Origin of the sequence: Sorangium sp. So ce295 (genome assembly GCF_051527405.1) — a bacterium.
Taxonomy (GTDB): Bacteria; Myxococcota_A; Polyangia; order Polyangiales; family Polyangiaceae; genus Sorangium; species Sorangium cellulosum_B.
In genome coordinates this window covers 12,407,164-12,428,361 of sequence record NZ_CP150324.1, presented here as the reverse complement: position 1 = coordinate 12,428,361, position 21,198 = coordinate 12,407,164, and the positions used below count along the sequence as shown (strand labels likewise).

The following is a 21,198-nucleotide window of genomic DNA, read 5'->3' as shown; positions in this document are numbered from 1 at the left end:
CGCGTTTGCCGGCGCTCGATCCGGCGTCGCGGCGCGCAGTTCCGGTTCAGCGCCCCGGCTCACCGAGCCTCCCGTACCGCCGCATCGCCTCGCGCAGCCGGTCGAGGGGGATGGCGTGGGCGACGTGGTCGTCCTGTCCGAAGGTCGTCGTCGCCATGGTCATCGCGTTGAGGATGGCCTCTTCCACCGCCTCTTCGGCGCCCTGGAACATCGGGTTCAGGCGCGCGTCGTCCACCTCGCGGAGACTCCGTGTCAGCCCGCCGGGCTCGACCGGCACCCGGTTGCCCGTCGCGAAGGCCAGGAACAGGTCGCCGCTCCCGTCGCGCGAGATCGTCCCTGTGCGCCCCACCGCAAGCGCGATGCGCCGCGCCACCCGCTCGAGCTGCCGCGCGGACAGGGGCGCGTCGGTCGCGACCACGGCGAGCAGCGAGCCTTCGCCGAGGAGCTCCAGCACGGGCAGGAGATCGCGGATCTCCAGCCCTACCGGCACCCCGTCGACCCGGAGCTCTCCGCGCGCCCCGAAGTTCGCCTGCACGATGGCGCCCACGGTGAACCCGCCCGCGGCCTCCGGCAGGACGCGCGACGCCGTCCCGATACCGCACTTGAATTCGTAGCAGATCATCCCCGTCCCGCCGCCGACCGCCCCTTCTTCGACAGGGCCCTCCGTCGCGCGCTCCGCTGCCTCGAGGACGTCCTCGGCCGACACGTGCAGCCCGCGCATGTCGTTGAGCGCGCTGTCGTCGCACTCTCCGACGACCGGTGTCACCGTGGGCTCGTCCACGCCGATGCCCGGATAGCGCCGGAGCATGTACTGGATTGCCCCGTCGAGGGCGCGCCCCACGGCGAGTGTGTTGGTGAAGACGATCGGCGTCTCCAGCACCCCGAACTCCCTCACATAATGGAGGCCGGTCATCTCCCCGTTCCCGTTCAGGACGAAGCTCGCGGCGGGGACCTTGTTGTGCCAGAAATCATCGGACGTCGGCAGGATGACGGTCACGCCTGTGCGCACCGGTCCTTTGCCCGGGTCGAGCCGGCCGGCGCCGCGGCGATGGGTCACGTGCCCGACCCGCACGCCGGGGACATCGGTGATCGCGTTCAGCCTCCCGGTGGGCATGCGGCCTATCACGATGCCGAGATCCCGCGCGCGCCGGCGCGCCTCGCCGGCGGGCGCCGGGGGCGGCGGACGAGCGCTCGGTGCGGGAGGGGCGGGTCGAGCCGCAGGGCCGGCGCAGGCGAGGAGCGAGGGCAGCAGGAGCGCCGCGGCGAGCGCAGCGCCAGCGGGGAGGCGGGGGCAACGCATCGGCCAAAGGATAGCTGACGGCGGTGTGCTCGAGCTCCGCTCAAGAAGCCTCAGAAGATTCCTTACGCGATCTGCCCCGTCTGAAGAGCGACGCAATCTCGACCCATCCTGCACGCATCGCAGGATGCCGCCTTCACGCAACAGCCAGCGTGCGGGAGGACCTGGCGGGGAATTGCCGCGCATCCCGCTCGCCGATGCGCTCCATCTCCCGGAGCCAGGCCGCTCGTTGCTCCGGGGTCCGCGTCTTCTGATCGAAGAAGGTGGTCTCGCGGACGGGCCCGAAGCCGACGAAGCGTAATGTCGCGTTGATGAACGAGGTGTGCACGGAGCGCCAGTGCCAGAATCGGTACCACCAGCCCGGGCTATCCATCGTGGTCACGACGCGCGCGCTGCGGCCGGCGAGCAGCCCCTCGGGCAGCGCGCTCCGCTTTCGATAGGCGAACGACCATCCTGGCAAGAAGGTGCGATCGATGAAGCCCTTGACCAGCGCGGGTGGCCCTGCCCACCAGGTGGGAAAGAACCAGGCCACGTGGCTCGCGCGCTCGATGGTGGCCTGCGCCTGGCGGAGATCGGGCTCGAGCTCCTGCTTACCGCTGAAGCCAGCGCGCAGGTGCGGATCGAAGGCGAGCGAGCGCAGGGCCAGGAGCTCGACGCGGGCTCCGCCTCTCTCGAGGCCGCTGGCGTAGGCCCGCGCGAGCGCGTCGCTCAGGCTGTCGGGGGCGGGGTGACCTTGGATGACGAGGTGCATGCGTCAACTCTTGGCCATGCAACAGCGTCTGGGTAGACGGTTCTGCGCAGGCGTGCCATGCGTGGATGCATGGCACGCCCTCCCGCGCCCCCGCCCGCAGGCAGGCCGCTCGCCGACCTGGATTGGGCCGATCTGCGCCTCTTCCTGGAGGTGGCGCGCGCCGGCAGCTTCTCGGCCGCCGGGCGCAAGCTCGGCATCGAGCAATCGACGGTGAGCCGGCGCATGGCGAGCTTCGAACGGACGCTCCGGGTGGCGGTCTTCGATCGGCTGCCGGGAGGCTCCATGCTCACCCCGCTCGGCGAGCAGCTCCGCCGCCACGTCGAGTCGATGGAGGCCGGCGCCGACCAGTTCGCGCGCGAGGCCAGCGGCCACGAGAGAGAGGCCGAGGGCCTGGTCCGACTGGCGCTCACGGAGTCGATCGCCGTACACGGCGTCATCCCGCGCGTGCTCCCGGCGCTCGCCGAGAGGCACCCGCGCGTCTCGCTCCACCTGCTGACCAGCTACGAGGTGGCCGATCTGGGCCACCGTGAGGCCGAGATCGCCGTGCGCTTCTTCCGGCCGAAGAGCGGTGATCTGGTGGCCGCGCGGATCGTCACCCTGCCCACGGTGCCTATCGCCCACCGCAGGCTCTCGAAGAAGGGCCGCGACGAGCTCGACTGGGTCGCCGTCGATCTGGGCGGCACCCCCACCGTCGAGGACGACTACCAGAAGCGGCATGTACGAAAGGCACCGAAGCTCATCGTGAGCAGCTACATCGCCCAGATCGAGGCCGTGCGCGCGGGGCTCGGCGCCGCGGTGTTGCCGTGCAGCGCGCTCGATCTGGACGACGACCTGGTGGAGCTCGATCTGGGCCTGCCCGCGGGCCCGGTGCTCGAGCTCTGGCTCGTGACGCCGCGCGGCCTGCGCCAGGTGCCGCGCATCGCCGCCGTGTGGGGCGCCCTCGAAGAGCATCTCCAGTTCCTGAGCTCGCCGCGACGCGCGCGGGCGCGCGGGCGCTCGGGGTGAGCCATCTCGTGGCTGGTGCGCGAGCCAGCTCCGGGCTCTGACAGGGCCTCTTGTGCCAGAACGGGCCAGCTCTTCCCCGGATGTCAGGGTTCCGGGGCGCCCCGCGCGCGGCGGCTCGGCCGCTCCGCGCGTTTCGTCTCGGAAACACACGGACCCGCGCTTGGAGCCGGCGCGGCACGGCCGATGCTGGACGGGGCGGCATGCAGCGAACCATCCGAACCTGCGCTCCGCTCTTCGTCCTGTCTCTGGCCGCGATCCTCGGTTGCGAGACGTCCACCGATCCCGACACGGACCCGAACCCCGACCTCGGGGGCGAGGAGTGCAGCGACGCTGACAAGCCCGTATGTGTGGTCGCCTCGGACAAGCAGCGCATCTCGAGCCCGGACGTCCCTCCGGAGGACAAGACCGCGCTCGTCTCGGGCAACTCCGCGTTTGCGCTCGACCTCTACCAAGAGCTCCGCCAGGAGCCCGGCAACGTCTTCTTCTCGCCCTACAGCATCTCGACGGCGCTCGCGATGACGTGGGCCGGCGCGAAGGGCGAGACCGAGACGGCCATGGCCGACACGCTGCGCTTCAACCTCGGACAGGACAAGCTCCACCCGGCGTTCAACTGGATCGACCTGGAGCTCGAGAGCCGCGGTCAGGGCGCCCAGGGCGCCGACGGAGAGGGCTTCCGCCTCAACGTCGTGAACGCGCTCTGGGGGCAGAACGGCTACTCGTTCGAGACGCCCTTCGTGGACACGCTCGGGCTGCACTACGGCGCTGGAATACACGTCGTGGACTTCTGGGGTCACCCGCAGGAATCGGTCGATCTCATCAACGGTTGGGTCAGCGACCAGACCGAGGGCAAGATCGAAAAGCTGGTTCCCGTCGAGGCGATCACCCCCGAGACAGTGCTGGTCCTCACGAACGCGATCTACTTCAACGCGGCGTGGCGCACCCCGTTCGAGCCCACCGCGACGGAAGACGGCGCGTTCGAGACGACCGAGGGGACCGAGGTGACGGTGCCCCTGATGCGCGGCAGCCTGGAGATGCCCTATGCCGAGGGCGACGGCTACCAGGCGGTCGCGATGCCCTACGACGGGGACGAGCTGTCGATGCTGATCATCCTGCCGGCGAAGGGCACGCTCGACGCGTTCGAGGCGTCGCTCGACGCGGCGAAGGTCGATGGCATCGCCGGCGCGATGAGCGAGCACCTGGTCGACACCACGATGCCCAGGTTCAAGTTCGACTACGACCTGAGCCTCAAGAAGACGCTGGAGGCGATGGGGATGGAGATCGCGTTCAAGCCCGGGGTCGCGGACTTCACCGGCATCAACTCCAGCGGACGGCCCTTCATCCAGGACGTCATCCACAAGGCGTTCGTCGGCGTGAACGAGGCCGGCACCGAGGCGGCGGCGGCGACCGCGGTCATCGTCGGCGACGAGTCGGCGCCCCAGCCGGCGTCGCTCGCGCTCGTGAACCCCTTCCTGTTCCTCATCCGCGACAACGCGACGGGCAGCATCCTGTTCGTCGGCCGCGTCGCCGACCCCAGCGCGAGCTGACTCAGGCCTCGCCGCGCCGAGCACAGCGCGCCGCAGCCGACGGCGCTCGCGCCTGTCGAGGGTCCGCCTTCACGCCAAACGCGGCGATGGTGAACACCGACATGATGGCGCCGAAGACATCGAGCCGCATGAAGACCGCGATCCCGACATGCAATCCGACCGTGGCCGCCACCCAGAGCCGCCGGGTCCGGCGTGGCCAGATGAAGAACGGGTACCCGATCTCCACGAGCAGCACGGTCCACCCCGCGGCCACGGCGATCCAGGCGTGGTGAGCGAGCCACGAGAAATCGAACCGCCGGTACTCGGGCAGCATGAGCGAGCGCCACATCGCGTCGCCGTCCCACCACGCCGCGCCCAATGCCTTCTCCACGCCGCTCGAGAGGTAGACGAGGCACAGGTGCAGCTGCACCACCCGCAGCGCGAGGCGCGCTGTCGCGCTCGGCTCGGGCGGCGCTCGCCCAAAGGCACGATCGAGCGACAGCGCGGCTCCAGAAGGCATGAAGATGAGGTAGAACAGGAAGATGTTCGCGAACTGATCCGCCCCGTAGTTCGTCCTCTCCGCGGTCATCATCAGCGTCAAATGCAGGAGCCAGGCGCACGCCGCGGAGAACCTCGTCCTCCAGCCGAGCAGGAGGCCAGCCAGCGACAGCACATAGAGGACACCCACGCCAGCGATCACGGCGCTCTCGCCGACCCCGAAGCGCGTGAATGCATTCACGAGGTGGCCGATCCGGGGGAAGCCGCTCGCGCCAGACCCGTCGAGGAGCTGTCCCTGGACGATGCCCGAGCGCCCGTACAGCTCGTCAGCGATGGGCGCGATCAGCGCCGCCTGCACCAGGAGCACCGACGCGAGCCCTATCCGGAGCGCCGCCAGGGGCCGCGCCGACGCGGGCGCGAACGCGAATCGCCGCACCGAGCCCCACAGGCGCGCGGCTGCCTCTCTGGCGTTGGGCAGGAGCAGGGTATAGATCGGCTGCCTCACGGCGTCGCCTCTCTGTTGATCTCGCCGGTGGCGAGCCGCGCCTTCAGGTTGAACTTGGCCTTGTATTCGACATTCCACCGCGGCTCCTTTCCCGCGCGGTACTCCGCCATCGAGGGCAGATCGTAAATCTCGAGTCGGACGACAACGCTGTCCGCCTCTGGGTGCTTGGCGAACACCTTCGCTGCCCACGACGCGACCAGGGAGCGCCTTACGGCCTGGTCCTGCTCATCCCAGAACATACCGACGATATTCTTGACGCGGAGGTCCGCTTCTCGGCTCACTCCCGTCTCCAGCGCCTCGGTCGTCAGCGTCCCCGCGCGATCCCTGACCTCGAAGGTGGCCCAGAGCAGGGGCCCGACGGTCGGAGCGAAGAAGGAATATGCGCTGGTGGCCCCGGAGAGCGCGCCATAATAGCCCACCGCACGCTCCACCCAGCCCTCGTACGGCAAGCGCACATGCAGCACACCCAGCACGAGCACCAGCCCGAGGTGGAGCACAGCGGCGGGAAGCACGAAGAGCACGCGCTTTTCTATGTTTCCTATCTCGTCCATGGAGCTCACCCCCATGGATCCGTAGTGCGCGCGGCGTGCCACCCGCTTTCGCCACCCACGTTTCCAATGCGTCGCCATCGAGCCGCAGCGCAGGCCGCGGTCGGACGGCGACGCTCGACGTGTGATGCCTCAGCGCAATCGCCCGTGATGGACGACTCCGCGCCCGGCAAAGCGGACGCGGTATTCCGTGATGATCGCGCCCAGCGCCGTGCCCGTCACGGTAAAGCCCACTCCTGTCCTAGCGCCAATAGGGCCGATAAGGCCGATAATAGCCAGCTGCCGGCCGGTAGTAGCCCGCCGCCGGCCGGTAGTAGCCCGCCGCCGGCCGGTAGTAGCCCGCCGCCGGCCGGTAGTAGCCCGCCGCCGGCCGATAGTAGCCGACAGCCGGCCGGAAGACGTGACGCTCGCTCTCGAGCGACGGTGGCGTTGATGTCTCCTCGACGAGGTTCAGGTTGTCGATCGGCACCGTGTTCGCCGCAGAAGCAAGCGCAGAGATCCCGCATACTCCTGCGGTGACCGCGATGAGGCCAAGAATCTTCACATGCTTCATTTGTCGGCTCCTTCCCTCTTCGGCTGCGCCCGCGGGCGCGTCGTTTCGTGACGTTGCGCCCACGGGCACGAGGGTGCGCCCCTGACGATGCAGGGGACGGGCCGGGTTCGACCGGCGCGGCAGGTGGCAGGCTGCTGATCACAGCGCACAGATCATCCCTAAAATGTGGGCTGACCAGGTGAAGGTGCGCAATGCGTGAGCAGCGCGCTGCGGCGCTGAAGCACCCGCGGCATGACAGCCATTCATGGCCGACAAGCACCTGCCCCAGCAGGGAGCATCCAGCACCTCGAGAGACCCTGTTCAGGAGCCTGCGGAGGTCCTGGCGAGACGCCGTGAATCTGGCGTTTGAACGGGCGCCGAGCCACCTCGCTCACCAGGGCAGCGGTCCCTCCTCGTTCGCGAAGCTGCCCGTCGGCCCGCTCGCGTCGAGCAGCGCCAGCCGCACCGGCTCGCGCGCCCCTTGCTCCACGCTGCGCGTCCCCCTGAAACCGTTCAGATCCGTCGCGGTGAACCCCGGGCACGCCGCGTTCACCTTGATCCGCGTCCCCTCCAGCTCGTTCGCGAACGCCACCGTGATCGCGTTCAGCGCGGTCTTCGACGGCACGTAGGCCGCGTTCGGTAGCCGATGCGGGTTCGACGGATCGCGCTGCTTCGCGAGCGACCCCACCTCGCTCGACACGTTGACGATCCGCCCCGCTGGCGCCTCGCGGAGCAGCCGCAGCATCGCCTGCGTCACCGCGATCACCCCGAACACGTTCGTCTCGAACACCACCCGCACCTCGGCGACGGGCGCCACGCTCGAACGACGTCGCCCGCGCCCGCGAGGTGGGCAAGGTGGTCGCCATTCCCCACCTCGAAGCCGGGGACGAACGTGCCGCCCCCTTCCACCGCCTCCACGACGCCATCTGCGCCGGAGCCGATCGCCTCTCCGTCGAGCTCGCCCTCGCCGAGGCCATCGCCACCTTCGGCCGGCTGAGCGGCGCCCGCTCCGATCACACACGCCCCGTCCGCCGCGCCGTGGAGTACCTCCGCGAGCGCCTGGCCGAGCCCATCACCCTCGACGACCTCGCCGCCCACGCCTCCCTCGACAAGTTCCACCTGTGCCGCGCCTTCCGAGCCCAGATCGGGATGCCTCCCCACATGTACCTCACCCACCTCCGCGTCCAGCGCGCCCAGCAGTTCCTCACCCAGGGCGTGAGGGCGTCCGAGCTCGCCCCGCGCGTCGGGTTCTATGATCAGAGCCAGCTCACGCGGCACTTCAGGAGGATCGTCGGGGTGACGCCGACGAGGTACGGGAACACGCGGGTGAGCGTCGCGGGGTAGGCGACGTGCTCGTAGGGGACGACGTCTTCGGTCATGAGGTGAAGGCGGCGCGGTGGTCGCCGGATCGTCTACGGAGGCGTGGGGTCAGGGCAGGGCGTGCCCGATGGTGGCACTCGGAGTTGCTAGAACAACGATCACGTTGAAACCCGGGGAATTTTCACAGGGAGGCGGGGAGGAGGGGAGGAAGAAAAGAAAATGAATTTCTCCCTCTTGCCGTCTCTTACTCCCCGCCTCCCCGCCTCCCTGTGAAATCCCTGCTTTTTTCGTGGTTTCAACCCGTTTGTCGCTCTAATGGGGCATGGCGACGCCAGCCGGCGACTCCTCTTCCTCGGGTGCGTCACCAGATTCGGCGCGACGAATCTCGTCCTCGAAGGCGAGCATCAGCAGAGGCCTCAGCCGCTCGAGGTCCTTCAGGCCGCTGACGTATACGCGGCTCTTCCCGACGTTTTCGCTCGGCACGTCGACCTCAAATCCGGGCGCGAGCAGCGTTGCTCTGTCGGCGGGGACTTTGGTAACCATGGACTTGCGCTTGCCGTCGAAGAACAGGCGAACGAACCACTTTTTCGTGTTCCCGATGTTGATGCCGAAATAGTTAACCGCGTCTCGGTAGTGAACCTGGGCCTTGCTGGCCGCTGGAGAGTCGGCACATATGCGACGAATGACCTCGTAGGCGTCCAACTCCTCTTGAGTCGTGACGACGCCTTTCCCCTGCTCCGGAGCTGAGTCTCTTGAAGGCGGCGCAGCCTGCGGGGGTGGCTGTGGTATGGGCGGGGGCGGGGGCGGCGCGGCCACTGCTACGTCCTGCGTCTCTTGCCTGATCGATCTGGTGGCCATGTCGAGCAGGGTTGTCTGGATAGCTTTGCGTACGATCGGTATGAATTTTTCGACGCGCTTCGCCGTGAGCTTGCCCGTCGTGATGTTCAACTCGCCGAGAATGAAGCGCGTGAACTCTTCTGTCGGGTTGCGGAGCACGTCGTTGATGTAGGCCGTCATTCGCCCGGTGAAGATAATGTCCTCCGCGCGCGTTCGCACGGTACCGGCATCGAAGTTGTCCTTGGAGAAGGCATCGAGCGTTTCGACGTCCCTCTCCGTGAATTCGAGCACATTGAACTCGAAGAACGGTCGCTCGCCCATGATGTTAGGTTCTTCAAGATCGGTGAAGAACATGTATCGAACACCATTCGTGACAACCGCCACCTTGACGGACGGAGTCGAGTTAAAGTACCGTGACAGCTGGCCGCTGTGCGTGTTCGGCTCCGCATCGGCTGGCTTGCACTCGATGAACATCACCGGCACGCCATTGATGTAGATCGCGTAGTCGACCTTCTCGAACTGACCGTTGCTCTTCTTCTTGGCGAAGTCGGCCACATACTCAGGACGAACCTCCGTCGGGTCGAACACGTCGTAGCCAAGTGCTCCAAGAAATGGCATCACGAGAGCGTTCTTGGTCGCCTCTTCGCCGATCGTGTTTGGGAGCCTTTTCCGAACTTGCTCCGCGAGACGCCGCATGTTGTCAATAAGCGCCATCGTTGCCTCCTGCTCCAGCCGAGCCGTACTTGGCTAGGAAGCCTGCAAGGCTACGCGCTCGACGAGATGCCAGTCAACGGGGCGGTCTCGGGACAACAGTCGCCGTCGTAGTAGTGAAAGGTATCACCTGGGTTCCGTTCTCCGCTTGCGCACGGACCGAACCAGCGGTTCCGCGCGGGCGTCCTCCCGCTCGACCTCGCCCTCACCGTATGGATGGGTTCGGCCGCGCGGAGTATGTAAGCTTGCACGCCGACATCGGGCGCTTCGGCGCGCGCACTGCGCGCGGTGACGCTGCGGCGCGACGGACGTCCACCAAACCATGCACCCGACGAGCGGCGGGCTACGCCGCCGCCGTCGGCCACCGTAGATGGGGCCCGCGATGACGACGGCTCCCAGCGCCTCGCACTCCGGAGCCATCGTGCTGCACTTCCCATCGTTGGGAGGGTCCTAGCACTACTGCGGGAAGTCGGACGGGGAAGCGAACCGCCATGACGCCAAGGGCGCCAGGAAACCCGGAAAATGGGAGGGAAAATGCCGGACCCGCACCTCCTCTCTCCCCTCGGCGACCTTGGCGACCCTGGCGGTTCTTCTGCCGATCCGGGGCGACTTCCCGCAGTAGTGCTAGCCCTGACGAAGGGCGGCGTTCCGAGCCTCCCTCCCCGGGGACTGCGTGGATGTGGACGGGCCGATCGCTGGGTCTCCAGGCGGGTGGTCACCCCCGGCTCACGACGGGCCTCCCTCCACGCCCTCGCGTCCAGCCCGCACGTATCGTGCCGTAGGCCTCACGCGCCTTCGGCGTCATCGCCGTCGAGCGCCGCTGGACCATCACCCCGGCCAGTTCCCGCGCGCGCCGCGTCTCCGGCCCGGTAGAGCTTCCGGTCGTCCTTCACCACGCCAGCGCGGGTGAGCGTCGCGGGGTAGGCGACGAGCTCGACGACGAAGCGCGGGGCGGCATCGCTTCAGACGTCGCCCTCGCCGCCTGGATGTAGCCCTTCGCCATCACGCTCTCGAGCCTCGTCATGCTCGCCTTGCCAGCGCACGCGAGGTCGAGCGAGCGGAAGAGCGTACCTGCCAGTGAATGTTCTGGGTCGTGCATGCACCCAAGCCGACCCATGTCGGTGAGGTCTGCGCGGCTCGGCCAGCGGTGACCTGTTCAACTTCCTGTGGAGCATGCACACCGGCGCTGACGGTCTGGCGACGACCGCGGTGAACTCCACCTGTCTTTGGACTCGAGGGAGGACTGGCGTGGAATCGCAGCACGACCGCGCTCCTTTCGCCCGCCGAGGCGGTTCGCAGGAAAGGACATGCGACTGTGCCGACATGGGCCATTGCTGCGGCGAGAATCGCGCGTTCACCGTGGCACATGATGCGCTCACATCACCGAAATCACGCGCAAGTCTCGCGAATGCGCCTGGCCCGCCGCTTGCTGATTACGCCAGCGCGCGACGAAATCGCTGTGCTTTGCACGCGCGCTGCGTCCTGCGCCTTGCTGTCTTCTAACGAGAGGTAACCATGTCCATCCCGTTCAGGGCCTGCGCCAGCTGGATCGTCCTCGCTGCGACCGCGGCATCGATAGGACTCGCCGGTTGCGAGCTTGGTGCTGGCACATCCAACCAGACCGGCTTCATCTCCGGCAATCCGACGGGTCCCCGCGCCGGCGATCCGGCGGGTGATGGCTCGGGCGACGCCAGCTCGGGCACGGGAGGAGGCGACGACCCGGAAGCGGCGCCGGTGCCGCCGCGCGGCGGAGCCATCGCGGAGCGCGCTCTCCGCGACGCCGACATCGTCCAGGAGAAGGACGGCAGGCTCTACGCGATGTCGGGGTACTCGGGGCTCAGCGTCATCGACGTCTCAGGCGACGGACTGCGCGTCCTCGGGACCCGCCGGATGTACGGCTCGCCCGTCGCGATGTACCTGCGCGACGGGGTCCTCTACGCCCTGTTCTCCGGGTGGCGACACGTCGTGCCCGACGCGCAGGGGGGCGCGTCCCACCGCGATTTCATGAGCCGCGTCGAGGTGCTGGATGTCTCCGATCCTGCGGAGATTCAGCCCATCGGCTCGTTCGATCTGCCGGGCAAGCTCACCGAGGCGCGCCTCGGCGACGACGTGCTCCACGCCGTGGCCTACGAGCCCGGCTCCTGCCTCGGGTGCGCCGCCGCGCCGAACATCACCGTCACCTCCCTCGCCGTCGGCGACCCGGCGGACATCGCGGTCATCGATCAGCGGAGGCTCGTCGAGAGCGCCCCTTCGGGCTACTGGGGATGGCCCAGCGTGAGCGTCAGCGAGGATCGCGTGGTTATCGCCAGCGCCACATGGAACGGCGGCGAGGAGGAAGGGCGCGCCACCATCCAGATCGTCGACATCTCCGACCCCAGCGGCGCCCTCGTCGAGGGCGCGCGCGTCGACGTGACCGGCGAGATCGCGAGCCCCTGGCAGGTGGATGAGCACGACGGCGTGCTCCGCTTCGTCAGCCTGCCCGGCCCCTGGCAGCCCGACGCGAGGCCTGGCATCCAGACCTTCTCCATCGTGTCCTCCCAGGAAATCGTGCCCCTCGGCGCGACCGAGCTCGACGTGCACCCGGCCACAGAGGTGCGCTCGGTCCGCTTCGACGGCAACCGCGCTTACGTGGTCTCGGAGCACGTGAGCCCCGTGCTCACCGTCGACCTGAGCGACCCGGCGAACCCCGCCCAGGTCGGCGGGATCGAGGAGCCCGGCTCGATCTTTCACGTCGAGCCGCGCGGAGATCGCCTGTTCGCCCTCGGGTTCGCCAACGACAGCGGCGAAGGATCTCTGGCCGTCTCGCTCTTCGACGTCTCCGATCTCGCGAACCCCACGATGCTGGAGCGCGTTGCCTTCGGCGGCAAATGGGCACGCGTCGCCGAGGAACACGACCTCATCCACGAGGCGTTCTCTCTCTTCGACGGCCTCGGCACCCTCGCCGTGCCCTACAGCGAACGGATTTTCGACAAGTCGTTTCCCGACTGCGATCCCGTCACGATCGGCGTCCAGCTCATCGATTTCACGCGCGACACCCTCTCGAAGCGCGGCTTCGTCGCCACGGGCGGACGGGCGCGGCGCGCCCTCGCCAGCGGGGAGCGGCTCCTCGCCGTCTCCGACCTGGGCGTCGAGGCCTTCGGCATCGACGATCGCGGCGCCCCGGCCAAGATCGCCGGTGTCGCGCTCGCGACGCTCGCCGACAGCGCGGTCGCTGTCGACGACATCGTGGTCCGCATCGGCGCAGACGCGAATACGGGGGGCGGCGCCTGGCTCGAGATCGCGTCGGCCACGAGCCCGGGCCTCGCCGAGCCGATCGCCAGGCTCGACGGCGCGGCGCTGTACACGGAGGCCCCCGCCTGCCGGCACTACCTCGGCAATGCCCGCCTCTTCGCGCACGGACAGCACGTCTACGTGCTCGCGCAGACATCGAACGCCGCGTTCACGCGCCTCGCGATCATCGATGTCGGGGACCCGGCCGCGCCGCGCGTGGTCGCCCAGCGCGATCTGCCCTTCCGCCCCGGCGCGCTGTACACGAATCCTTCCGGCGCTCTCGTGTCCGCGGGCGACTCCGTGGTTCAGGTCGGCAGCACCCTCGTGCTCCGTGGCGTCAGCGATGACGGCTACTACGCGTTCGAGGAGGACCGGCCCCCTCACGAGGCGTGGCTCGATCTGCTCGACCTCTCCGACCCGCTGAACCCGCGGCACAGCTCGGTGGCGCTCCCGGACGGCGCCGGCCACACGGGCCTTCAGCTCGACGGCACCACGGTGCTCGTCTCGCGCTGGACGCCGCTGCCCGACGATCCCTCCAGGGCGCGCTTCTATCTCGATCGCATCGACGTCGCAGACCCATCCTCGCCGGTGGTGCGGGCGCCGGTCAACGTGCCCGGCTCGCTGCTCGCGTTCGATGGCGCGTCGAGCAGGCTGCTCACGACGGATTACGAGACCGTCGAGACCCCGGTGGTGGGGAGGGAGGCGTGTGCTCACAGCTTCGCGTCGAACGCGGCGTTCACGCCGGCGGCCGCCGGCGATGACGCCGGTCCGGGCGTGTGCAGGGGCACGCGGAGGACGCTCAAGCTCCTCGATCTCGGCGACACGAGCGCACGACTCCTGGACGAGAGTCCTGTGGACGACACCATGACGGTCATGAAGGCGCTCGCCGGCGAGAACCGCGCCTTCCTGTCGGTGGAGGACGCCGCCCACGACGGGAGGTCCTCGATCCTCGTGGCCGGCGGGCTGCAGGAGGGCAGCCTGAACACCGCGACGCTGGAGAGCGCGGGCTTCGACCATAGCTATGGCCCGCTGCTCCTCGCGGACGGAGCGCGCCTCCTCGTCGTCGACAACTACTGGCCCATGCTCTCCGTCCTCGACGCGACCGACCTCACCGCGCTCTCGTTCGAGAAGAAGAGCGACCTCCCGGGGCATGTGGTCCACGCGACGCTCTCCGGCGACCGCGCGCTCTGCTCCTGGGGCTACGGCCTCGAGGCCGTGGACGTCGGCCCTTGATCCACGTCGCGCGTCGCACGGCCTAGCCGCGCGCGCGCCACACGAGGATCCGCGTCCTCCGACCAAGCCGCGTCGACCAGCGCTAATTTTCTTGAATGATCGTCCCAGTGGCATGTCTGGTAGCAAGCCGAAGTGCATCGCGAGGAGGGGAACGATCATGCGCAGAGAATTGGAGTGTTTCACGCCCATGAATGGACTTGCACAGATGCGAACGTTGGCGATGGGTTGCATCGCCGCGAGCGTCCTCGGCCTCGCCGCGTGCGGCGACGAGGGGCAAACGAGCAGCAACGCCGGAGGCGCCGGCGGGCAAGGCGGTGTCGGGGGCGCCGGCGGGCAAGGCGGTGTCGGAGGCGCGGGCGGGCAAGGCGGTGCCGGAGGCGCCGGCGGGCAAGGCGGTGCCGGAGGCGCGGGCGGAGGGGGATCGAGCGCGTGCGAGCCCGGCGTTTCGGGGACGGCCACGCCCGTGACGATCCGCTTCCGAAACACAGGGGCGACCGAGCTCCTGGTCGGCGACACCCAGTGCATCTCGACGTGGATCGTGACCTCGTCGAGCGGCGCCGAGGCCCCGAGGAACCTGGCGAGGCCGCTGTGCGACGACGGGAACCCGATCTGCCCCGCGGATTGCCTCGACGCTGGCTATAAGCCGCTCCCGCCTCGAGGCGAGCTGACGTTCACCTGGAACGGCGTCATCTTCGAGAGCGTCGACGCAATGGAGGCGGGGTGCCCCGCGGCTCAGGCGGGCGAGCTGTGCCCCGCGATGTGCGCGCGGCCCGTGGACGCCGCGCCGGGCAGCTACACGCTCAAGGCCTACGCGTACGACGGATCGACGCCGATTGAAGCGACGGTCACGTTCACGTACCCCGATATGGCCGAGGTCGAGGCGGTGTTCCCATAGATCGAACGGCTCGCCGGCGCTCGGCGCGGACCTCGGCGCGGCGCGCTCGCCCTCGTCCCCGCCTTTGCGCTCCTGGCTTGCGGCGCGCGCACCAGCCTGCTGGAGATCGAACCTCCGAGCGAGGGTGGCGCGTCGTCAGCGTCGTCCTCTGCCGCATGCCCCTCCCGCGCGGGGGCAGAGCTCTATCCTCGTACAAACCTGGGCTCGAACCCGAAGCCCCTCACGAGGACCCGATGAAGCGCTCCACCCTCCTCCTCTCCCTGCTCGCCGCGGCGAGCTTCGCCTCCGCGTGCGGCGGCGGCGACGACACCGGCACCGGCGGTGGCGGCAACGGCCACGGCGGCGGCGACGCCGGCAACGGCGCGCTCTTGTTCGGCCCCTACAAGGACACCGGCGTCCACATGAACTGGGACACCAGCGTGATCTCCACGAAGGTGTCGGGGACCCAGGCCGTGTTCGCCGACGACCTCAGCGCCGCGGGCGGCGACGTCGTCAGCCTGGCCTTCGCCACCGGCGAGTGCGGCAACGAGCGCTGGGGCGGCGTGCCCGGCGCGGCGATGGCCGCCGCCAACGTCCCGGTGCTCGAGGCCGCCGGCGTCGGCTACATCCTGTCGACAGGCGGCGCGGCGGGCTCGTTCACCTGCGGCTCCGACGCCGGCTTCGCGGCCTTCCTCGATCGCTGGGCCGGACCGCACCTCATCGGCGTCGACCTCGACATCGAGGCCGGCCAGTCGCCCCAGGTGATCGCGGCGCTGGTGCAGCGCCTCGAGACCGCGCACGCCGCGTACCCGAAGCTGCGCTTCAGCCTGACCCTGGCGACGCTCGCCAGCAACGAGGGCGCGTCGACGGCGCGCTCCCTCGGCAGCAACATCCGCTCGAGCCTCAATGTCCTCGGCGACACCGCCATGGCCGCGATCGCCGACGTCTTCGGCTTCGACGGCAGCGCGGCGACCTGGCCCAGCTACGTCACCGTCAACCTGATGACCATGAACTACGGCTCGCCCGGCCCCGGCGTGTGCGTCGTGTCCGGCGGCCAGTGCGATTTGGGCCAGTCGGCGATCCAGGCCGCGTACAACCTGCACGATCACTTCGGCGTGCCCTACGCCAACATCGAGCTCACCCCGATGATCGGCGGCAACGACGTCCAGGGCGAGCTCTACACGCTGACCGACGTCGACGAGACCGCCGCCTTCGCCAGGTCCCAGGGCCTCGCCGGCGTCCACTACTGGTCCTACGACCGCGACGTCGACTGCCCGATCGGCGCCGCCTCGCCGGTGTGCAACTCCCTCGGCAACGCCGGTACCCGCGGCTTCCTCGCCCGGTTCCTCGCCGCGGGGCTCTGACCACAGCGCGACCGCGCACGGCGGAGCGGCCGGCGTACGGGGTGAAGCGGCCCTGCGCCCCGGACGCCGCCTGGCCGGGGGCCAGAGCGCCCCCGCCGATCCCGAAAAATGGGTGATGGCGGCGGCGAGGTGCGGCCACACAGCCTCGACCATCACCTCGGAGGTACCGGATGCGATGTGGGACATGGCTGGCGCTCTTCGCTCTCCCCGCGCTCGCGGCGTGCGCGGCGGTTCCAGACGAGCCGCCCCGCGCGCTCTCGGTGGAGGAACCGCCCGTGGCCTCCGACGCCGGCGAGGCAGCCGCCTGCAGCACCCTCGCGGCCGCGGGGCCCTCGCTGAGCCTCGCGCAGCCGGGCACGGACCTGCTCGATCCTCAGTGGGTCCTCGGGGCCACGGACGCTCCGGTCTATCTCTACACCTCGGCGGCGACACCGACGGGCCGGGTCGTCCAGCGGGTCGCCCTGGATCCCTGGTCAGCGCAGCCGCCCGCCTTCAGCGAGCCGGCGCTGGCGCTGGACGCAAAACACCAGACCATCCCGGGCGATGCCTTCGCGGTGGCACGGCTCTATCCGCTCGACGACGATGACAACTTCGAGTCCGTGGTCATTTACCGAGAGCGCTATACGACCCCCTTCCCGGCTCCCCTGCCGCCAGGCGGCTTTTTCAGGACCGCGCGCGCCTGGAGCGAGGGCAGCGAGCCCTTCTCTTCATGGTCGCAGCACATCGGCACGTACTACGGCGAACGCATGGTGTCGTTTCGTTCCTCAGGGGTGGAACAGCTCGCGATCACCGAGGTCCAGGAGCCCGGCCCGCGATACTCGATGGTGGCCGGCACCGTGACGGAAGGGGTGGGCCACTCGATGTTCGGGCTGTACTTCGGGTGCGCAACAACGCCCGTCGCCGTTGATGCGGCACGGTGGACGCAAGTGGATGAAGAGGACACGGGATGGATGCTGCACTACTGGCTCATCGGCGCCGCGCTGGGCGCGCCCACCGAGTGGAGGCTCGGGTGGAATCCGTGCGACGTGAAGTACCCGGGCCCCGGACCGGCGACGACCATTTACCTGGGGCGGTACTCCGCAGACGGCATCAGCATCGGCCTCAACGGCGGCGCGATCGCCTCGAAGGAGGCGATCCACGAGGCCGCTCCGGTCGCGCGCCTCCGCATGGCCCCCCGCCTGGACGGCGCGTGGCTCGCCTGGACCCTCGCGCCGCTCGAGGACGCGCCGAGCGCGCTGCGCGTCGCGCGCATGACCCCTTCGGGGGAGGTCGCGCTGCCCCCCATCACCGTCCCCTCGTGCTCCACGCCCGTCACGGGATCGCTGGCCGCCGAGCAGGTGGACGGAGACCTGGTGGTCGCGGTCGTCGAGACGAACACGGGCGGCAAAGACCGGATCGTGCTCCGCCGCCTCGACGCGGCGGGCACGTTGACCTGGATGACCACCGTTTTTCCGGGAGGGAAGGTGGAAGGCAGCCTGTCGATCCTCGCGCAGCGCGGTCGCGGGCTCTTGATCGCGTGGGCGGAGCGGCCGTCGAGCTCGTCCGCCTCGCAGCTACGCGCGGTGCGCCTCGGTTGCGCCGAGGGGTTCGCCCCTGCCACGCCCGTCTGCGAGACCGAGGACGTGATCCCTCAGTGACGCGGCGCGCGGCCGTCGGCCTCCGAAACTTGGCCCGCCTTCGCCCGGCGTGCGAACCCCGAGCCCGGAGACCTCTGCAAGGATGACCAGCCCTCGCTCCCACGCCGAGCTCGTCACGCTGCGCAAGCTCGCGCAGGACCTCGCCGCCCAGCGCAAGGAGCGCCTGTCGAGCGTGCACCTCCTCGCGGCCATCGCCCTGAGCGGAGGCCCCGCCGCGGATCTGCTCCGCGATCGGCGGCTCGACGACGAGGCCCTGCTCAAGGCGACCCGCTCGGTCGACGACGAGGGCCCCGACCCGATCGGCCGGGCGATGGGGGGCGCGCGCGACGTCGCGAAGCGAGCGACCGCGAAGGAGCCCGCGGCGCTCCACCTGCTGCTCGCGCTCCTGTCCGACCGCAGCTCGGCCGCGCACCGCGCGCTCACCCAGTCGGGGGTCGACCTGGCGCGGCTGCGGACCGCGGCGCTCCAGATCGCGCTCGGCGTGGTGCAGGCGCGGCGGACGCCCGCGCGGCTGCTCCACGACGGCGGCGCGCCGGAGACGCCGCCCGCGCCGGCCGCGACGACCACGGCGCGCCGCGCCCGCGGCGAGGCCGCCGATCCGGCGCGCACGCCGCGCTCGCCGCGCACGTCCCAGGAGCTGCGGCCCACCAGGGGCGCAGGCGTCGCCGTCCCGGAGCCGCGGCCCGCCAAGGGCACCGGCGTCGCCGTCCCGGAGCTGCGGCCCGCCAGGGGCGCCGGCGCGCCGGAGTCACGGCCCGCCAAGGGCGCCGGCCCGGGCGTCACCGTGCCGCTGTTCCCGCCGACGCCGCTGTTCCCGCCGGGGCGCCCTCGCCCCGCCGCGGCCCCGGCCGACGCGCTGACCTCCGCCGAGTCGATCGCCGCCCTCACGCCCACCCCCTCTCCGGCGTCCTCGGCCTCCCCTGCCCCCGCTTCCGCCGCCTCCCCCGCCGCGCCCGCGCCGGGGCGGCCGTTCCCGCCGCTCGCGCCGCCGACCGCCACGAGCGCCGCCGCGAGCGCCGCCCTCGCGGCGCGCTTCACCCTCGACCGCGCGCGCTTCCCGGCCCTCGCCTCGCTCGGGCACAACCTCTCGCTCGCGGCGGTGCAGGGGGAGCTCGAGCCGATCGTCGGCCGCGAGCACGAGATCGAGCAGGCGCTCGACGTCCTGGCCAAGCGCCACGCGAACAACCCCTGCCTCCTCGGCCCGGCGGGCGTCGGCAAGACCTCGGTCGCGCGCGGCGTGGCGCACCGGCTCGCGTTCGACGAGCGGGAGCCGCGCGTCGTCGTCGAGCTCGTGCCCTCGGAGCTGCTCGCCGGCACCGGCGCGCGCGGCGCGCTGAGCGAGCGCCTGTCCGCGCTCCGGTCCGAGGTCCGCGAGGCGGGCGGGCGGGTCATCCTGTTCATCGACGGCCTGTCGGAGCTCTTCGGCAGCGGCGCGCTCGACGAGGCGATGGCCGAGATCAAGCTCGCGCTCGCCCGCGGCGAGCTCACGCTGATCGGCACCGCCACGCCCGAGGAGTACAGGAAGAGCATCGAGGTCGACCCGGCGCTCGCGCGGCGCTTCACGATCGTCGAGATCGACGAGCCCGAGGAGGACGAGGCGTTCCTGCTGCTCCAGAGCGTCGCGGTCGGGCTCGGCGCGCACCACGGGCTCGCGTTCACGGACGAGGCGCTGGCCTCGGCCGTCGCCTGGTCCGTGCGCTACCTGCCCGGGCGCGCGCTGCCCGACAAGGCGCTCTCGATCCTCGACCTCGCGGGGGCGCGCACGCGGCGGCGCGCGTCGTCGACGTCAGGCGCGTCACGCGCGCCGCGCGCGGCGCTCCGTGAACCTGCGCAGCCCGCGCGGCAGGTGGGCCCCGCCGAGGTCGCCGAGGTGGTCTCCGAGCTCGCCGACCTGCCGGTCGAGCGGCTGCTCGAGACCGATCGCGAGCGGATGCTCTCGCTGGAGACGCTGCTCGCCGAGAACGTCGTCGGCCACGGCGAGGCGCTTTCGCGCATCGCGCGGGTGCTCCGCCGGAACGCGGCCGGCCTGCGCGCGCGCCGCCCGATCGGGTCGTTCCTGCTGCTGGGGCCGACCGGCGTGGGCAAGACGGAGACGGCGAAGGCGATCGCCGAGGCGCTGTTCCACTCGCCCGACGCGATGACGCGGCTCGACTTCTCCGAGTACGCGGAGTCGCACGCCGTCGCGCGCCTCGTCGGCGCGCCGCCCGGCTACGTCGGCCACGAGGCCGGCGGCCAGCTCACCGAGGCGGTGCGGCGGAGGCCCTACCAGGTGGTGCTGCTCGACGAGATCGAGAAGGCGCACCGCGACGTGCTCGAGGCGTTCCTGCAGGTCTTCGACGAGGGCCGCCTGACCGACGGCCGAGGCCGGCGGGTGGACTTCACGAACACGGTCCTCGTGATGACCTCGAACCTCGGCGCGGCGGAGGCCGGCGCGCTCCGGTCCGAGCGCTCCGTGGGCTTCGCCCGCGCCTCCTCGGCCGTGTCACCCGAGCGCCTCGGGGAGACGATGCTCGCCGCGGCCCGCGCGGCGCTGCCGCCCGAGCTCTACAACCGCATCGACGAGGTCCTCTGCTTCGCGCCGCTCACGCGGGCGGACGTCGCCGAGATCACGCGGCGGCTGCTCGGCGGCCTGGAGCGCGAGCTCGAGGCGCGCGGCGTGGAGCTCGAGGTCGAGCCCGAGGCCATCGACGCGCTGCTCGACGCCGGGGGGTTCGACCCGGAGCTCGGCGCCCGGCCGATGAAGCGCACGATCGCGCGCCTCGTCGAGGCGCCGCTCGCGGAGCTCATCCTGCGCGGCCAGCTCGAGGAAGGGTCGGCGGCGCTCGTCGGCGTCGAGCAGGGCGAGGTCGTCGTGGACGCGATCGCGCGGGCCGGCGAGCGGCGCTACGCCGCGTGCTCCAGCTGAAGCCCGAGGGCCCTCGGATCGAAGTACGCCTTGAACCTCCTGATGGCGCCGGCCGGGTGCTCGATGACGCTCACGCCGTCGTACGAGAACTCCCCTCCATTGACTAGCTTTCCACGGCTCGTCCACTCGAGGATGGCGGCCTCGCCCGACTCGACGATGCACCGGAACTCCGACCGCACCTCGACGAAGGTCTGCCGGTAGCTGCGCCAGAAGTTGCGGGCGCCGTCGGGGCCGTGGAGCGGCCTCGAGATCGTCGAGTTGCTGAGCTCGGCGTCGGGCGCGAACAGCCGCGCCATGGGCTCGACGTCGCCGCTCTCCTCGATCCGACGCAGGGCTTCGATGAACTCGCTCGCCTTGGACATGGTGCCTCCTGCGGTGCTGGCGCGTG

Annotated in this window: 15 protein-coding genes and 1 pseudogene; 8 read left to right on the top strand and 8 right to left on the bottom strand. The window is 70.3% G+C overall.

What is annotated here, in order from left to right:
* Window positions 1-46: 46 nt before the first annotated feature.
* Both WMF11_RS46995 and WMF11_RS46990 read right to left on the bottom strand, forming a co-directional pair.
* Window positions 47-1,300 carry a P1 family peptidase gene (locus WMF11_RS46995; protein ID WP_437975392.1) on the bottom strand — a complete coding sequence of 418 codons (1,254 nt, stop codon included), beginning with the start codon at window positions 1,298-1,300 and terminating at the stop codon, window positions 47-49.
* 133 nt (window positions 1,301-1,433) lie between these two features.
* Window positions 1,434-2,048 (bottom strand): NAD(P)H-dependent oxidoreductase, encoded by a 615-nt coding sequence (locus tag WMF11_RS46990; RefSeq protein WP_437975391.1) that lies wholly within the window; start codon window positions 2,046-2,048, stop codon window positions 1,434-1,436.
* A gap of 69 nt (window positions 2,049-2,117) precedes the next feature.
* On the opposite strand from WMF11_RS46990, the gene WMF11_RS46985 reads away from it, so the two are divergent.
* Together WMF11_RS46985 and WMF11_RS46980 are read left to right on the top strand one after the other, a co-directional pair.
* A complete protein-coding gene (locus tag WMF11_RS46985; RefSeq protein ID WP_437975390.1) occupies window positions 2,118-3,053 on the top strand; it encodes a LysR family transcriptional regulator in 936 nt (311 codons plus the stop codon).
* Window positions 3,054-3,253: 200 nt separating this feature from the next.
* Window positions 3,254-4,597 (top strand): serpin family protein, encoded by a 1,344-nt coding sequence (locus tag WMF11_RS46980; protein WP_437975389.1) that lies wholly within the window; start codon window positions 3,254-3,256, stop codon window positions 4,595-4,597.
* Between the two features lies 1 nt (window position 4,598).
* Here the strand turns inward: WMF11_RS46980 and WMF11_RS46975 are convergent, their stop codons facing one another.
* The 4 genes and pseudogenes from WMF11_RS46975 to WMF11_RS46960 form a co-directional block, all read right to left on the bottom strand.
* Window positions 4,599-5,579: an HTTM domain-containing protein gene (locus tag WMF11_RS46975; protein WP_437975388.1), complete on the bottom strand. Its 981-nt coding sequence runs from the start codon at window positions 5,577-5,579 to the stop codon at window positions 4,599-4,601.
* Window positions 5,576-6,130 carry a hypothetical protein gene (locus tag WMF11_RS46970; RefSeq protein WP_437975387.1) on the bottom strand — a complete coding sequence of 185 codons (555 nt, stop codon included), beginning with the start codon at window positions 6,128-6,130 and terminating at the stop codon, window positions 5,576-5,578. Before WMF11_RS46970 ends, WMF11_RS46975 begins: the two co-directional genes overlap by 4 nt.
* Window positions 6,131-6,368: 238 nt before the next feature.
* Window positions 6,369-6,680: a hypothetical protein gene (locus WMF11_RS46965; protein ID WP_437975386.1), complete on the bottom strand. Its 312-nt coding sequence runs from the start codon at window positions 6,678-6,680 to the stop codon at window positions 6,369-6,371.
* A gap of 370 nt (window positions 6,681-7,050) precedes the next feature.
* A pseudogene (locus tag WMF11_RS46960) lies at window positions 7,051-7,479 on the bottom strand (SDR family NAD(P)-dependent oxidoreductase); the annotation flags it as partial.
* 35 nt (window positions 7,480-7,514) lie between these two features.
* Here WMF11_RS46960 and WMF11_RS46955 point away from each other — a divergent pair.
* Window positions 7,515-8,003 carry a helix-turn-helix domain-containing protein gene (locus tag WMF11_RS46955; protein ID WP_437975385.1) on the top strand — a complete coding sequence of 163 codons (489 nt, stop codon included), beginning with the start codon at window positions 7,515-7,517 and terminating at the stop codon, window positions 8,001-8,003.
* A gap of 288 nt (window positions 8,004-8,291) precedes the next feature.
* Here the strand turns inward: WMF11_RS46955 and WMF11_RS46950 are convergent, their stop codons facing one another.
* The gene (locus WMF11_RS46950; RefSeq protein ID WP_437975384.1) at window positions 8,292-9,530 is read right to left on the bottom strand and encodes a type I restriction endonuclease; all 1,239 of its coding nucleotides are present in this window, start codon (window positions 9,528-9,530) and stop codon (window positions 8,292-8,294) included.
* Window positions 9,531-11,042: 1,512 nt separating this feature from the next.
* Between WMF11_RS46950 and WMF11_RS46945 the strand changes: the two genes are divergently transcribed.
* The 5 genes from WMF11_RS46945 (at window position 11,043) to WMF11_RS46925 (ending at window position 20,810) form a co-directional block, all read left to right on the top strand.
* Window positions 11,043-14,030, top strand: a complete 2,988-nt coding sequence (locus tag WMF11_RS46945; protein ID WP_437975383.1) for a beta-propeller domain-containing protein — start codon at window positions 11,043-11,045, stop codon at window positions 14,028-14,030.
* Between the two features lie 205 nt (window positions 14,031-14,235).
* Window positions 14,236-14,925, top strand: a complete 690-nt coding sequence (locus WMF11_RS46940; RefSeq protein WP_437975382.1) for a hypothetical protein — start codon at window positions 14,236-14,238, stop codon at window positions 14,923-14,925.
* Between the two features lie 233 nt (window positions 14,926-15,158).
* On the top strand, window positions 15,159-16,268 hold the full coding sequence (locus WMF11_RS46935) for a glycosyl hydrolase (protein ID WP_437975381.1): 1,110 nt from the start codon (window positions 15,159-15,161) through the stop codon (window positions 16,266-16,268).
* A gap of 170 nt (window positions 16,269-16,438) precedes the next feature.
* Window positions 16,439-17,905: a hypothetical protein gene (locus tag WMF11_RS46930; RefSeq protein WP_437975380.1), complete on the top strand. Its 1,467-nt coding sequence runs from the start codon at window positions 16,439-16,441 to the stop codon at window positions 17,903-17,905.
* A gap of 82 nt (window positions 17,906-17,987) precedes the next feature.
* Window positions 17,988-20,810, top strand: a complete 2,823-nt coding sequence (locus tag WMF11_RS46925) for an AAA family ATPase (RefSeq protein ID WP_437975379.1) — start codon at window positions 17,988-17,990, stop codon at window positions 20,808-20,810.
* Here the strand turns inward: WMF11_RS46925 and WMF11_RS46920 are convergent.
* Window positions 20,789-21,172, bottom strand: a complete 384-nt coding sequence (locus WMF11_RS46920; protein WP_437905565.1) for a nuclear transport factor 2 family protein — start codon at window positions 21,170-21,172, stop codon at window positions 20,789-20,791. The two genes, WMF11_RS46925 and WMF11_RS46920, sit on opposite strands and share 22 nt — an antisense overlap.
* Window positions 21,173-21,198: the final 26 nt, after the last annotated feature.

Coding starts and splice junctions, on each gene's coding strand:
- WMF11_RS46995 (WP_437975392.1), bottom strand. CDS start 1,300: ATGCGTTGCCCCCGCCTCCCCGCTGGCGCTGCGCTCGCCGCGGCGCTC.
- WMF11_RS46990 (WP_437975391.1), bottom strand. CDS start 2,048: ATGCACCTCGTCATCCAAGGTCACCCCGCCCCCGACAGCCTGAGCGAC.
- WMF11_RS46985 (WP_437975390.1), top strand. CDS start 2,118: ATGGCACGCCCTCCCGCGCCCCCGCCCGCAGGCAGGCCGCTCGCCGAC.
- WMF11_RS46980 (WP_437975389.1), top strand. CDS start 3,254: ATGCAGCGAACCATCCGAACCTGCGCTCCGCTCTTCGTCCTGTCTCTG.
- WMF11_RS46970 (WP_437975387.1), bottom strand. CDS start 6,130: ATGGACGAGATAGGAAACATAGAAAAGCGCGTGCTCTTCGTGCTTCCC.
- WMF11_RS46965 (WP_437975386.1), bottom strand. CDS start 6,680: ATGAAGCATGTGAAGATTCTTGGCCTCATCGCGGTCACCGCAGGAGTA.
- WMF11_RS46950 (WP_437975384.1), bottom strand. CDS start 9,530: ATGGCGCTTATTGACAACATGCGGCGTCTCGCGGAGCAAGTTCGGAAA.
- WMF11_RS46945 (WP_437975383.1), top strand. CDS start 11,043: ATGTCCATCCCGTTCAGGGCCTGCGCCAGCTGGATCGTCCTCGCTGCG.
- WMF11_RS46940 (WP_437975382.1), top strand. CDS start 14,236: ATGCGAACGTTGGCGATGGGTTGCATCGCCGCGAGCGTCCTCGGCCTC.
- WMF11_RS46935 (WP_437975381.1), top strand. CDS start 15,159: ATGAAGCGCTCCACCCTCCTCCTCTCCCTGCTCGCCGCGGCGAGCTTC.
- WMF11_RS46930 (WP_437975380.1), top strand. CDS start 16,439: ATGCGATGTGGGACATGGCTGGCGCTCTTCGCTCTCCCCGCGCTCGCG.
- WMF11_RS46925 (WP_437975379.1), top strand. CDS start 17,988: ATGACCAGCCCTCGCTCCCACGCCGAGCTCGTCACGCTGCGCAAGCTC.
- WMF11_RS46920 (WP_437905565.1), bottom strand. CDS start 21,172: ATGTCCAAGGCGAGCGAGTTCATCGAAGCCCTGCGTCGGATCGAGGAG.